At 69.4% G+C, this 12,672-nt stretch carries 10 protein-coding genes and 1 pseudogene; 6 read left to right on the top strand and 5 right to left on the bottom strand.

What is annotated here, in order from left to right:
- Positions 1 to 17: 17 nt before the first annotated feature.
- Positions 18 to 1,100 (top strand): annotated as a pseudogene (locus JWP60_RS25115) (serine hydrolase); the annotation flags it as partial.
- A 520-nt stretch (positions 1,101 to 1,620) separates the two neighbouring features.
- Here JWP60_RS25115 and JWP60_RS25110 read toward each other — a convergent pair.
- The 3 genes from JWP60_RS25110 to JWP60_RS25100 all read right to left on the bottom strand — a co-directional run bounded on the left by JWP60_RS25110 (position 1,621) and on the right by JWP60_RS25100 (position 5,117).
- Entirely contained in the window at positions 1,621 to 3,075 is a 1,455-nt protein-coding gene (locus tag JWP60_RS25110) for a DegQ family serine endoprotease (RefSeq protein WP_299797794.1), read from the bottom strand.
- A gap of 66 nt (positions 3,076 to 3,141) precedes the next feature.
- The gene (locus tag JWP60_RS25105) at positions 3,142 to 4,461 is read right to left on the bottom strand and encodes an ATP-binding protein (RefSeq protein ID WP_299797791.1); all 1,320 of its coding nucleotides are present in this window, start codon (positions 4,459 to 4,461) and stop codon (positions 3,142 to 3,144) included.
- Entirely contained in the window at positions 4,458 to 5,117 is a 660-nt protein-coding gene (locus JWP60_RS25100; RefSeq protein WP_299797788.1) for a response regulator transcription factor, read from the bottom strand. The genes JWP60_RS25105 and JWP60_RS25100 overlap by 4 nt, the downstream gene beginning before the upstream one ends.
- Before the next feature lie 105 nt (positions 5,118 to 5,222).
- Here JWP60_RS25100 and JWP60_RS25095 point away from each other — a divergent pair, with 105 nt between their 5' ends.
- Positions 5,223 to 6,032 carry a hypothetical protein gene (locus JWP60_RS25095; RefSeq protein ID WP_299797784.1) on the top strand — a complete coding sequence of 270 codons (810 nt, stop codon included), beginning with the start codon at positions 5,223 to 5,225 and terminating at the stop codon, positions 6,030 to 6,032.
- Between the two features lie 75 nt (positions 6,033 to 6,107).
- Here JWP60_RS25095 and JWP60_RS25090 read toward each other — a convergent pair whose 3' ends face one another.
- Entirely contained in the window at positions 6,108 to 7,994 is a 1,887-nt protein-coding gene (locus JWP60_RS25090; RefSeq protein WP_299797782.1) for an MFS transporter, read from the bottom strand.
- Between the two features lie 102 nt (positions 7,995 to 8,096).
- On the opposite strand from JWP60_RS25090, the gene JWP60_RS25085 reads away from it, so the two are divergent.
- The gene (locus JWP60_RS25085) at positions 8,097 to 8,864 is read left to right on the top strand and encodes an SDR family oxidoreductase (RefSeq protein ID WP_299797780.1); all 768 of its coding nucleotides are present in this window, start codon (positions 8,097 to 8,099) and stop codon (positions 8,862 to 8,864) included.
- Positions 8,865 to 8,874: 10 nt separating this feature from the next.
- Complete coding sequence (locus JWP60_RS25080; RefSeq protein ID WP_299797778.1) at positions 8,875 to 9,804, top strand: 3-keto-5-aminohexanoate cleavage protein; 930 nt, start codon at positions 8,875 to 8,877, stop codon at positions 9,802 to 9,804.
- A 40-nt stretch (positions 9,805 to 9,844) separates the two neighbouring features.
- On the opposite strand, the gene JWP60_RS25075 is transcribed toward JWP60_RS25080, so the two are convergent.
- Entirely contained in the window at positions 9,845 to 10,726 is an 882-nt protein-coding gene (locus JWP60_RS25075; RefSeq protein WP_299797776.1) for a LysR substrate-binding domain-containing protein, read from the bottom strand.
- Between the two features lie 92 nt (positions 10,727 to 10,818).
- Here JWP60_RS25075 and JWP60_RS25070 point away from each other — a divergent pair, with 92 nt between their 5' ends.
- Both JWP60_RS25070 and JWP60_RS25065 read left to right on the top strand, forming a co-directional pair.
- Positions 10,819 to 11,829, top strand: a complete 1,011-nt coding sequence (locus JWP60_RS25070) for a tripartite tricarboxylate transporter substrate binding protein (RefSeq protein ID WP_299797774.1) — start codon at positions 10,819 to 10,821, stop codon at positions 11,827 to 11,829.
- Between the two features lie 61 nt (positions 11,830 to 11,890).
- A complete protein-coding gene (locus tag JWP60_RS25065) occupies positions 11,891 to 12,670 on the top strand; it encodes an aldolase/citrate lyase family protein (RefSeq protein WP_299797772.1) in 780 nt (259 codons plus the stop codon).
- Positions 12,671 to 12,672: the final 2 nt, after the last annotated feature.

Below are 12,672 nucleotides of genomic sequence, written 5' to 3'. Positions count from 1 at the left end.
AAGGAAACTGCAGCACCATGGCCCACTCCAGAAAAAGAGACCTCAGCCTGGCGGTGCTTGTCGCCGCAGTCGTGGCCGCCGGCGGCATGGTGCCGCTGTATCGGCACTATCACCCCGAACATGCGCCGGCCGGCAACCAGGCAGCCAAGGCCTCTGCTCCGGCCGCGTCCGGCGCCACGGCCCCGGCAACTGCGGCACCGGGCACGGCAGAGACCGAGACCGAAGCAGCCGCACCTCCGGCGCCGCCGGGAACGGAGCTCGTGCCGGCCGAGGAAGCCGAGAACGACCACGGTCCCGGCTCCGGGGCGGGCGCTGCGCCTGCCATCTCCGTGGCCCGGGCCGCCGGCCTGCACCTGAAGCCGGACCCCATGCGCCTCGGTTCCAGCGTCGCGCTGGTGGTCGATCGCGACACCGGGCAGACACTGCTGAGCAAGAACGAGGATGCGGTGCTGCCGATCGCGTCGCTGACCAAGCTGATGACCACGCTGCTGGTCACCGAGGCGAAGCAGCCGATGGACGAGGTGCTGACGATCACCCAGGACGACGTGGACACGGAGCGCCACAGCAAGTCGCGCCTGCGGCCCGGCACGACGCTCACGCGGGAAGAGGCGCTGCACCTCGCGCTGATGTCGAGCGAAAACCGCGCGGCTCATGCATTGGGTCGCAGCTACCCGGGCGGCTTGACCAAGATGGTCGAGGCAATGAACGCCAGGGCCAAGGCGCTCGGCATGAAGAACACGACGTATGTCGACCCGACCGGGTTGTCGAACCGCAACCGTTCGACCGCCCGCGACCTGTCAATTCTCGTGAGCGAGGCGGTGAAGAATCCGCTGCTGCGCGAGTTCTCCACCGATCCGGCCCACCTGGCGACGCTGGGTGGCCGCACGCTGCAATACCGCAACTCGGACGCGCTGGTGCGCAACTCCAGGTCCGGCTGGGAGATCGAGCTGCAGAAGACCGGCTACATCGTCGAGGCCGGCCGCTGCCTCACGCTGGCGACGAAGGTCGCTGGCCATGACCTGGTGATGGTGCTGCTGGACGCGGACTCCAACAACGGCCGCGTCGCCGACGCGCAGCGCATGCGGCGCTGGGTGGTTTCGCAGAACAACTGGCAGGACAGCAACTTCGCGGTGGCGCGCGCGGAACCGCCGCGGCACGCCGCAACGAAGGTGAACGTCGCCAGGAACGAAGTGAAGCAGGTCGGCGCGAAGGGCAAGACCGTGGTTGCGAAGGGCAAGACCGTGGTTGCGAAGAACAATGCCCGCTCGCGCAGGAAGCAGGCGCGCAGCGAAGTGGCAGCCACGAAGAAGAGCCCGGCCGTCGCGAAGGGCAAGGAAGGCCGCGTGCACCAGACCTTCACGGCCCGGCACAGCGCGCGCGACAAGGAAGAAGAGAAGAGCAAGAAGACGTGAGAAGGCCGATGCTGAGTTGAGCGCTGCATGGATCCCGGGTCGAGCCCGGGATGACGTCCATCTGGCCCGGGGTGACATTGATCTGGCCCCTGGATGACGTCCTTCGATATCCGACGAGGATGTCATTGCGGGCTTGACCCGCAATCCACGCACCCAAAGAAAACGGCCGCCCGCACCTCCCGGTGCCGGCGGCCGCCTCACATCGTCATCAGCCGATGCGGATCGGCACGAAGATCTTGTCCTCGCCGCGCTGGATCAGCAGCGCCACCGATTTCTGCGACTTCTCGACGACCGTTTTCACCTGGTCGACCGTGCTCACCGGCGTGCCATTGACGGCCAGCACGATGTCGCCCGGCTCGACGCCAGCCGCTTCCGCCGGACCGGCGACGTCCTCGACCACGACACCGGCGCGCACGCCCGCTTCCTGCCGCTCCTGCGGATCCAGCGGCCGCAGGGCCAGGCCGAGTCGGCCACCCGAACCGTCCGCCGGCGCGGTGGCAGCCGCCACCTTGTCGCCGCTGCGCGTGAGTTCAGCCGTGAGCCGCACGCGCTTGCCGGCACGCCACACGTCCATCGCCAGGCGCTCGCCCGGTTGCGACAGGCCGACGATCGCCGGCAGGTCGCCCGAGGAGATGATCGGCTTGCCGTTCACCGTGCGGATCACGTCGCCGGGTTGCAGGCCCGAGCGGTCCGCCGCACTGCCCTTCTCCACGTTCGCCACCAGCGCGCCTTCCGGCCGGTCGAGGCCGAAGGAGTCGGCCAGGGTCTGGTTCACTTCCTGCACCGCCACGCCCAGCTTCGCGTGCTCCACCTTGCCGTGGGCAATGATCTGGTCCTTGATGCGGCTGGCCAGGTCGATCGGGATCGCGAACGACACGCCCTGGTAACCACCCGACTGGCTGTAGATCTGCGAGTTGATGCCCACCACCTCGCCGCGCGCATTGAACAACGGCCCGCCCGAGTTACCCGGGTTCACCGCCACGTCGGTCTGGATGAAGGGCACGGCGCTGTCGTCGGGCAGCGAACGGCCCTTGGCGCTCACCACGCCCGCGGTCACCGTGTTCTCGAAGCCGAAGGGCGCGCCGATGGCCAGCACCCATTCGCCCACGCGCAGGTTGTCGCTGCTGCCCATCGTCACCACCGGCAGGTTGGAGGCGTTGATCTTCAGCACCGCGATATCGGTCTTCGGGTCGCTGCCCAGCACCTTGGCCTTGAACTCGCGCCGGTCGGTCAGCTTCACGGTCACGTCCGTGGCGTCCTTCACCACGTGCGCATTGGTCAGGATGATGCCGTCGGCGCCGACGATGAAACCGGAGCCCATGCCGCGCACCGGCACGTCGCGCTGGGGCTTGCCGCCGCGCTGGAACTGGCGGAAGAATTCGAGCGGATCGCCGCCCTCGGCGCCGGCGGGCGCATGGCCGCTGACGCTGATGTTCACCACCGCGGGGCCGTAGCGTTGCGTGATCAGCGGAAAGTCAGGCATCACGACGCTGCTGCCACCGCCATTGGGCGACGGCACCGTGGCGGGCTGCACCGGCGCCAACACGGCGGCGGTGGCGGGCGCGCCGCCGTGATGCAGCATCTCGACGGCAGCGCCACCAACGGCGCCGGCGCCCAGCAGGGCCAGCACCAGCGGCGCGGCCTTCAGATTCGGGTTCTTCATGGGGCTTTCCTCAAGGGGGGTGAATTCGGGACCCCTCGAATCTGAGGCCGCAGTCTTAGAGCAAGCTTAAGACGCCTCGGCCCGGATGGGCAGCCTAACCTCGACCCGCAATCCGCCGAGGCTGGGCGAATTGTCCAGGCGCACCTCGCCGCCCAGACGCTCGGCCACGGTGCGCACGATCGCCAGGCCCAGACCGCTGCCGGCGCCCTCGGTGCCCGGCAAACGGTAGAAGCGGTCGAACACGCGCTGCCGCTCCGCTGGCGGAATGCCGGGGCCGCTGTCTTCCACCGTCAGCCAGCACGTGGGCCCGTCACTGCCCATGGCCATGTCGACGCGGCCGCCCGGTGGCGTGTACTTGATCGCGTTGTCGAGGAGGTTGCGCAGGATCAGGTGCAGGGACTCTCGCCGGCTGGCAATCACCAGCGGCTCGCTGCTCGCCAGGCCGAGGTCGATGTTGCGGGCATGCGCGGTGGGCAGCAGTTCGGAGACCGTCTCGCGTGCCAGTTGCTCCAGGTCGACCGGTTCTCCCGCGCCGGCCGCGGCGCCTTCCAGCCGCGCCAGCGCCAGCAGCTGTTCGACCAGCGCAATCGCGCGCTCGACACCCGCACCGAGCGCCTGCACCGCGGCGCGCCGTGCCTCCTCGTCGCGCGCTCGCTCGGCCGCCTGCAACTGCAGACGCAGCGCCGTCAGCGGCGAGCGCAGCTCGTGGGCCGCATCGGCGACGAAATGCTGCTGGGCCTCGAGCGTGTCACGGACCCGTGCAAACAGCGCGTTGAGTTCACCCACCAGCGGCTCGACCTCCAGCGGCACGCCCACCGCGCTGAGGGGCGAGAGATCGTGCGCCGCGCGGGTCGCCACCTGCCGGCGCATGCGCGCCAGTGGCGCCAGCGATCCGCCGATCACGGCACCGATGGCCAGCATCAGCAGCGGCGCGAGCACCAGCACGGGCGTGACCGCGTTGGCGGCGAGCGCGCGGGCACGGGCCTCACGCGCATCGAGGTCCTGGGCGATCTGGATCGTGTGCTCCGGCGTCTGCAACGTGTAGATGCGCAGGCGCACGCCCTGCACGCGCGAATCCGAGAAGCCCAGCACGGCCTGCGCCGGCATCTCGCGCCCGTTGGATCGGTACAGCGTGGTGCCGTCCGGCCCCCAGACCTGCACCGAGTATTCGGAGTCGTTCGCCCCCGGCGCGAAGGGCACGCCGCCGTGCACCGAGCGCGCGACCTCCTGCAGGTGATAGTCGAACATGCGGTCCGCTTCGCGCAGCGCGGAGCGATAGGCACTGGCGGCCTGCAGGCCGGTGACGATCACGATCGCCGCGAGCACCAGCCACAGCAGGCGCCGCCGCAAGGACCAGGGGGCGCGCACGCGTTCCTGCTTGCTCATTCGCGCGGCACCACGTAGCCCAGGCCACGCACGGTGCGGATGAAGTCGGCCCCGAGCTTCTTGCGCAGGCCGTGCACGTAGACCTCCACCGCGTTGCTGCTGATGTCTTCTTTCCAGCTGTACAGCTTCTGTTCGAGCTGCGCGCGCGAGAACACCACCCCGGGCCGCTGCAGCATCGGCTCCAGCAGGGCCCATTCGCGCGGGGAAAGATTGAGGGGCGCGCCGCCCAGGGTCGCTTCGCGGGTGGCGGGATTGAGCTCCAGGCCCTTGTGGCTGATCAGCGGCTCGCCGCGGCCGGCACTGCGGCGCAGCAGCGCGCGCACCCGGGCCAGCAGTTCATCGGTGTCGTAGGGCTTCACGATGTAGTCGTCGGCGCCGGCATCGAGACCGGCCACGCGATCGCCCACCGCATCGCGGGCGGTCGCCACCAGAACGGGCACGGCATCGCGGCGCGCGCGCAGCTGCCTCAGCACTTGCAGGCCATCGGCGCGTGGCAGGCCCAGGTCCAACAGCACGAGATCGTACCGCTCAGCCACCAGAGCGGCGTCGGCGGCCATGCCATCGCGCACCCAGTCGACGGCGTAGTGCTCGGAACGCAGGACGTCCAGCACAGCCTTGCCGATCATTGCATCGTCTTCCACCAGCAGGATTCGCATGACAGACAGCTTAACCCTCGAATTCTCCCTGCCTGAGCTTAGAACTTATCGCGTGTCCTACATGTCCATCAGAAACCTCCTACACGGGTAAGACACGAAAGACTCATGCAGACCATCACGCAAGCCATCAACTTCCGCGCCACCGCCATCCTCGTCGCCCTCGGCGCCGTCGCAGCCCTGTCGAGCCAGCTGATTCCTTCCGTGACGGCCCCGGTCGCTGCGACCACTGCCGCCGCTGCCGCCGTGACGCACACGGCCGCTGCCGCCGTCGCCGCGGTCGCTGCTGCGACGCCCTCCGCCATGCCGGCCGTGCGCTTCGCCGCGCCCGTGGCCCGCGCCGCGGTGGCTTTCGCCTCGGAAGAAGCGCTGCGTGCCCGCATGAAGTGGGTGCCGATCAAGTTCGGCGGCGAGAACGCCAAGACCCTCGACCCCGCCTCGCGCCTGCTGCTGGCGCAGGCCGCGGCCGATCGCGCCGGCCTGCAGCAGGTCGGCCTCTCCTTCCAAGACGTCTATGGCGTGATCAACGCCGAGACCTCCTGGGTGCCGCGCAAGGGCCTGGGCCGCAACGGCGTGACCAGCCAGGGCCTGGCGCAGTTCGAGCCGCGCACGGCCAAGGGCCTGGGCCTGGACAACCCCAACGACCCCGTGCAGGCCGTGTATGCCGCCGCCATCAACATGAAGCACGGCGCGCAATGGGCCGCCGACAAGATCGCGCCGCTGAACCTGCCGCCCCAGCAGTACCAGCAGAAGATCCGCGAAGGCGTCTCGGTGTACTACAACCTGTCGGTCAAGGGCCGCAACAAGTGGGACGGCCTGAACACCGCCGAACTGCCCGTCGAGACCCAGCGCCACATCGAGAACGTGCGCCGGGGCGCCGAGCGCGCCGCTGACCTGGCGGTCGACGTGCTGGGCTGAATCGCTTCGCCGCCACATGCAGGACGCCACCTTCGGGTGGCGTTTGCCGTTCTGGCGGCTGGCTGCCGACTCCCCTCACGCCGGCTGCTGAAAGTCGGCCTCCGCCAGCACCCCCAGCCGCGCCTGCCGCCGCGCCGCCTTGCGGGCCTGCACCCCCGGCGCCCACTCGATCAGCTTGTCCTGCGCCACCGCGTGCCGGATGTAGCGGTGCCACACGAAGGACAGATCGAACACCAGGATCCCCAGCCACCAGAGATAGAGGAAGGCCGCGCCGCCGAGAACCAGTGGCCACAGCGCCGCATCGACCCCTCCGCGATGGACATGCCACCAGGCAAAGCCGATCGCGGCCAGGAACCCGGAGCTGACCAGCACGATGCGGTCCATGCCCCGGCGCCGCGGCACCAGGCTGATCGCGACCGTGATGATGATGACGGCGGCGGCGACGATCTCCGCGGACGGCAGCGTGTGCACCCGGAGTACCAGCAACGCCGAGGGCAGCGCGAAACCCACCAGCAAGCCCAGCAACATCAGCAGGTGCGAGCCGCGATCGAAGCGCACTTTCAACAGCCGCAGCATGCGTGCAGTGACGGTGACCCAGGCGAGCAGCCATGCCAGCACGGTCACCGGCTCTGCCACGTCCCAGAAGCTGATCGGGTGCTTGCTGTAGGCAGTGACACCCTTGAACAGCAGGTACACGGCCAGGAAATGCAGCAGCAGCATCACTGCATAAGGCAGCGCGTAGCAGACCAGCCGTGCCCACAGCCGGTCGGGCGGACGCGCGGGATCGAGCCGGTCGCCGGTGCGGCTGCCGGTCAGCACCGAGGGCAGACGCAGCACCACGTGGTCGATGAAGTGGCCGAACACGCGGGCGTCGTGCCAGTAGTCCACGTGGGCCTTGCCGGGCAGCGGATACCGCGCGAAGCCCATGTCGTGCGATGCCGGGAACTCGAAGGCCTTGCAGCCGCATTCCCGCAGGAATTCGTAGGCGGTGTCCAGCTGGAAGCCCACCGGGTCGCCGAGGTCGTAGTAGTTGCGCCAGTCGATGCGCTGCCGCGGTGTCCGCGTGAACACGGACTGCCCGTCGCGGGGCCGGAAGGGATTCCACAGGCGCTCCCACAGCAGCAGGTGCTTGTCGATGGGCGAGCCGATGGTCATGTAGCCGCGCACGTGGTCGACCCAGGTGGTGGGCACGAGCGTCGGCTGCGCGTCGGGTGCCGCCTCGGGGTCGCGCACCTCCGTGCCCGCGAGCGCCTGCAGCAGCGCCATGAAGCTGATCACCGTACCCTCGCTGTGGGCGACGATGTAGATCTCGGGCAGGCCGTCGTCGCTGCCGAACTCCTCGACGATGCCGGCCATGGCCTTGTGGAAGCGGCCCACGATCTGCTCGCGCAGCGCCGGAAACTCGGTCACCACCTGCACGTCGTTCACGTAGTCGCGCAGCAGCGGCGCGACGTCGAACTTGAACAGGCCCATCTTGTCGGCCACCGTGCAGAGGTTCTCGATCACCTGGACCGACTCCACCATCTCCTCGATCACGCCGGCGACCCGCTCGAAGTCGTGGGGCAGCAGATCGGCGTCCTGCTGCCGCTTGCGGTAAACGCCTTCGCAGCGGCTCACGACCGTGCGGGCCCAGGCCTTCGTTTCCTCGATGGTGTCGCCCGCCTTCACGGCACCGCGCGGGATGTCGGCCCAGTAGACCTCGGCAAAGCCGATGGCCGCGAGTTCCTGCAGCTGCGCGCAGTCCGCGTCCTGCGCCCGCGACGGCGGCAGATCGAGGCCGCTCACCTTCACCTTGGCGCCGCCGTCGACGCTGAAGTAGCCGAGCGGCATCAAGGGCAGTGGCGGGTGCACGCGCGAGCCGAATTGCGAGGCGACCGAGCGGATCGTCTCGGCATGGCTCTGGTCGCCCACGCCGTGGATCGCCACGACGATCTTGCGAAAGCGGGGAGCTGCTGCGGCCATGGAGTCCTCCTCCTGCGGGTTCGCAACGAGTGTGCGCGCCTGCGCGTGGTGCACACTCCCCCGGTCGGCATAGATAGCGCTCCGGCGAATTCAAACCCCTTCATGACCAGCACCCCCCATCCCACCCGCGTCGCCTTCATCACCGGTGCCGCCCGCGGCATTGGCGCCGCCACCGCCGTGGCGCTTGCCCGCCGCGGCTTCGCGCCCGTGGTTGCGGTGCGCCGGCCAGAAGCAGCCGAAAGCGCCGCGGCCGCCGTCCGCGCGGCGGCACAACCTTGCCTCGTCGTGGCCTGCGACGTGACCGACCTTGCCAGCGTGCGTGCGGCGGTCGAGCGCACGCTCGAGACCTGGGGCCGGATCGATTGCGTCGTCAACAATGCCGGCCAGATCGATCCCATCGGCCACATTGCCGACACCGACCCGGCGGCCTGGGCCGCGACCCTGGCCAGCAATCTCACTGGCGCGTACCACGTGCTGCACGCGACGCTGCCCGCGCTGCTGCAGGTGCAGGGCTCGGTGGTGAATCTCTCCACCGGTGCCGCGCACACGCCGCGCGAGGGCTGGTCCGCGTACTGCGCTTCCAAGGCCGGCCTGGCCATGCTCACGCGCTGCCTCGCCCACGAGTACGGCGACCGCGGCGTCGCCGCGTATGGCCTGCAGCCGGGCCTGGTCGACACCGCGATGCAGGACCGCATCCGCGGCTCCGGCATGAACGAGATCAGCCGCATTCCCAAGACCGATCTGGCGCCGCCGGAACGCTCGGCCGACGTGATCGCCTGGCTGGCCGCCACCCGGCCCGCCGACCTGCGCGGCCAGGACCTGACCGTCAACGACCCTGCCCTGCTCGCCCGCGCGCTCGGCACCTCCTGAGGAGACCTCCATGGCCCAACGCAAAGTCATCATCACCTGCGCGGTGACCGGCTCCATCCACACACCGAGCATGTCGCCCTACCTGCCGGTCACGCCGCAGGAGATCGCCGATGCGGCGCTCGGTGCGGCCGAAGCCGGCGCCGCCATCGTGCACCTGCACGCGCGCAACCCCGAGGACGGGCGGCCGGACCAGACGCCGGAAGCATTCATGCGCTTCCTGCCGCAGATCAAGAAGGCGTCGAACGTCGTCATCAACCTCACCACCGGCGGCGCGCCCACCATGGGGGTGAAGGAGCGGCTGCAACCGGCGCTGCAGCTCAAACCCGAAGTCGCATCGCTCAATCTCGGCTCGATGAACTTCGGCCTGTATGAAATGCTGAACCGCTTCAAGGAGTTCAAGCACGACTGGGAGCGGCCCTACCTGGCGGAGAGCGACGACCGCGTGTTCAAGAACACCTTCCGCGACATCGCCTTCGTGCTGGACTCCTGCAGTGCCAACGAGACGCGCTTCGAACTGGAGTGCTACGACATCGGCCACCTGTACACGGCGGCGCACTTCCAGGAGCGCGGCATGCTGAAAGCGCCGCTGTTCATCCAGTCGGTGCTGGGGCTGCGCGGCGGCATCGGTGCCCACGCCGAGGACATCTCGCACATGAAGCGCACGGCCGATCGCCTGTTCGGCGACAGCTACCAGTGGTCCGTGCTGGGCGCCGGCCGCAACCAGATGTTCAGCGCCGTGCAGTCCGCGGTGATGGGCGGCCACGTGCGCGTCGGCCTCGAGGACAGCCTGTGGGGCGGCCCGGGCAAGCTGGCCACGAGCAACGCCGAACAGGTCGCGCGCATCCGCCGCATCCTGGAAGAACTCGGCCTCGAGGTGGCCACGCCCGACGAGGCGCGCGCGATCCTGAACCTGAAGGGCCCCGACAAGGTCGGCTTCTGACTTGGTGACCAAGGACCAATGACGGGCCCGCCGTCATTCGTCATTCCGCCCCCGCCGCCTTCAACCATTCCCCCAGCGTGCGGATCGCCCCATGGCGCGGCGACACGCGGGGCGAGAGCAGCGCATAGGCGGGCGTGACCGGCCCCTGCGGCTGCGCCAGCGCACGCAGCCGGCCTTTGCGCAGGTCCTCCTGCACCAGCGACGTCGGCGCCAGCGCGACGCCCAGCGAATCCAGTGCCGCCTGCAACGAGAAATACAGCTGGTCGAAGGTCAGTGTCGCGGCCCCGGGGCCGCGCGCCACGCGGTGCTGCTTCAGCCAGTCGGGCCAGGCCTGCGGCTCCGAACGCGTGAGGATGATGGTCCCGCGCGCCAGGTCGGCCGGTGCGCGCATGCGCTGCTGCTTCTGGTAGGCCGGGCTGCACACCGGTACCGGCCGCGCGTCCAGGAAGCGTTCGGCCAGCACGCCGGCCGGTGCGCGCGTCACGCGGCGGATCGCCGCGTCGTAGGGATCGCGGTCGAAGTCCACGGCCTCGGTCGAGGTGGACAGTTCGATGCGCAGCCGCGGATGCGCCTGGTGCAAGGCCGTCATGCGCGGAATGAGCCAGCGCATGGCCAGCGTCGGCGGCACGCTCACGCGCAGGGCCGATGCGGGACCGTCCTGGCGCAGCCGCTCCACCGCCGAACGCAAGGTGCCGAAGGCGGCGTCAACGGCGGCTGCAAGCTGCGCGCCCTCTTGCGTGAGTTTCAGGCCGCGGGCGCCGCGCACGAACAGAGCGATCTCCAGCTCGCGCTCCAGCGCCGCGATCTGGCGGCTGACCGCGCCATGCGTGACGCTCAGTTCCCCCGCCGCGGCAGTGAAGCTCAGATGGCGCGCAGCGGCGTCGAAGGCCTTGAACGCGTTCAGGGGCGGCAGTCGCTTCATCGGAAAGGGGTGAGGGCCAGCTGTGAGTTTTCCTCACATTGTCGGCGGAAAAGTCGATTGTGCCTCGCCGGCCTTGTCCCCATGATGGCCACATGCCCATGCCCCGTCTCCTGCACGACCGCCCCGCTGGCCTGGCCGCCCTCCTGCGCCGGCGCGAACTGCTCGTCGCGGCGCTGGCCGCGACGGCGGGATCGGCGCGCGCGCAGTCGGACCGCATCGACGGGCCGCTGCGCATCGTGCTGCCCTTCGGGCCCGGCAGCGGCACCGATGTCTACGCGCGCATGGTGGCGCAATACCTCGGCACGGCACTCGGTGTGGCCGCCTTGATCGACAACCGGCCCGGCGCCAACGGCGTGCTCGCGGCCGAGGCCGTGGCGCACGCCAGGCCGGATGGCAACACCCTGCTGTTCACGACCAACACCACGCACGCGGCCAACCCGCACCTGTTGAAGGAACTGCGCTACGACCCGGTGAAGGACTTCGCCGCGATCAGCAAGATGGGCAACCTGACCTTCTTCGTGCTGGTGCCGGCGAGCAGCCGCTACCGCACGATGGCGGACCTGGTGGAGGCCGCACGCAAGGCGCCCAACACCGTGAGCTATGGCGCGGCCAACAGCTTCGGCATGGTGTCGGGCAGCAAGCTGGGCAAGAACGCCGGCGTCGAATTCCTGCGCGTCCCCTACAAGAGCTCGCCGCAGATCACGACCGACCTGCTCGGTGGCCAGGTGCAGTTCGCCTTCATCGACCTGGCGGCGGCCGCGCCGATGGTGAAGGCTGGCAGGATGCGCGCGCTGGCCGTACTGGCCGACAGGCGCTTTCCCTCGCTGCCCGATGTGCCCACGATGGCCGAGGCCGGATATCCGGGCTTCAACGTCGTCGCCTGGTTCGGCATGTTCGCGCCGGCGGGCACGCCCGCGCCCGTCGTCAACCGCATCAACCGCGAACTGGTGGCGGTGCTCAATCGGCCCGACCTGCGCGAACGAGGCGCGGAACTGGGCATAGAGATCTTCGGCAGCACCCCGCGCGAACTGGAGGACTACGTGAAGTCACAGATCGCGCTGTGGGGGCAGTTCACGGCCGATGCGGGCCTGCGGCCCGAATGAAGTCCTTCCCGGGGCGCGGCCCCGCATCTGCCTGGCACGCGGCAGGCATCGCCATCTTTTCATGATCGCCACCCACAACCCCTTCAAGCAGAAGTTGCGCATCGGCCTGCCGCAGTTCGGCCTTTTCTGCATGTCGCTGAGCGCGCAGACGGCGGACGCCCTGGGCGACTGCGGCTTCGACTTCCTGATGTTCGACGCCGAACACACGCCCACCAGCCTGCCGACCCTGCTCACGCAGGCACTCGCGCTGGCGCCCACACGAACGCAATGCCTGGTGCGCATGCCCTCCGCCGATCCCGTGCTGTTCAAGCCGGTGCTGGACCTGGGCATAGACACCGTCATGGTGCCGAACATCCGCACGGCCGACGAAGCGCTGGCCGCGGTGCGCGCCGTGCGCTATCCGCCGCACGGCATTCGCGGTGTCGGCGGCAGCGTGCGTGCCACGGGTTACGGGCGCCACGCCGGCTACTACACCACCGCGATCGATCGCGTTTGCCTGCTGCTGCAGATCGAGAGCGCCGAAGGGCTGGCCAACCTGGATGCGATCTGCGCGGTCGACGGCGTCGATGGCCTGTTCATCGGCCCGGTGGACCTGGCCACCGATCTCGGCTATCTCGCGCAGCCCACGCATCCCGTCGTGGTGGAACACGCGGTGGCGGGCGTGCGACGCATCCGCGCCGCCGGCAAGGCCGCCGGAATCCTCGCACCCGAGGCGCAGGCACAGATGTACGTGGACGCGGGCGCCAGCATGGTGTGCCTCGGCTCCGACCTGGGCCTGCTGGTGAAAACCGCCGATGCGCTGGCCGGCCGGTGGGTGCAGCCCGAGACGGCCAGCGCCTGAAG

The sequence above is a fragment of the Ramlibacter sp. genome (assembly GCF_028291745.1).
Lineage (GTDB): Bacteria > Pseudomonadota > Gammaproteobacteria > Burkholderiales > Burkholderiaceae_C > Ramlibacter.
The sequence above is the reverse complement of the archived record's forward strand: the minus strand, read 5'-3'. Positions and strand labels throughout refer to the sequence as shown.

What these genes read in the sequence shown, in the direction of transcription:
- JWP60_RS25110 (WP_299797794.1), bottom strand. Translation starts at nt 3,075, where the DNA reads ATGAAGAACCCGAATCTGAAGGCCGCGCCGCTGGTGCTGGCCCTGCTG.
- JWP60_RS25105 (WP_299797791.1), bottom strand. Translation starts at nt 4,461, where the DNA reads ATGAGCAAGCAGGAACGCGTGCGCGCCCCCTGGTCCTTGCGGCGGCGC.
- JWP60_RS25100 (WP_299797788.1), bottom strand. Translation starts at nt 5,117, where the DNA reads ATGCGAATCCTGCTGGTGGAAGACGATGCAATGATCGGCAAGGCTGTG.
- JWP60_RS25095 (WP_299797784.1), top strand. Translation starts at nt 5,223, where the DNA reads ATGCAGACCATCACGCAAGCCATCAACTTCCGCGCCACCGCCATCCTC.
- JWP60_RS25090 (WP_299797782.1), bottom strand. Translation starts at nt 7,994, where the DNA reads ATGGCCGCAGCAGCTCCCCGCTTTCGCAAGATCGTCGTGGCGATCCAC.
- JWP60_RS25085 (WP_299797780.1), top strand. Translation starts at nt 8,097, where the DNA reads ATGACCAGCACCCCCCATCCCACCCGCGTCGCCTTCATCACCGGTGCC.
- JWP60_RS25080 (WP_299797778.1), top strand. Translation starts at nt 8,875, where the DNA reads ATGGCCCAACGCAAAGTCATCATCACCTGCGCGGTGACCGGCTCCATC.
- JWP60_RS25075 (WP_299797776.1), bottom strand. Translation starts at nt 10,726, where the DNA reads ATGAAGCGACTGCCGCCCCTGAACGCGTTCAAGGCCTTCGACGCCGCT.
- JWP60_RS25070 (WP_299797774.1), top strand. Translation starts at nt 10,819, where the DNA reads ATGCCCATGCCCCGTCTCCTGCACGACCGCCCCGCTGGCCTGGCCGCC.
- JWP60_RS25065 (WP_299797772.1), top strand. Translation starts at nt 11,891, where the DNA reads ATGATCGCCACCCACAACCCCTTCAAGCAGAAGTTGCGCATCGGCCTG.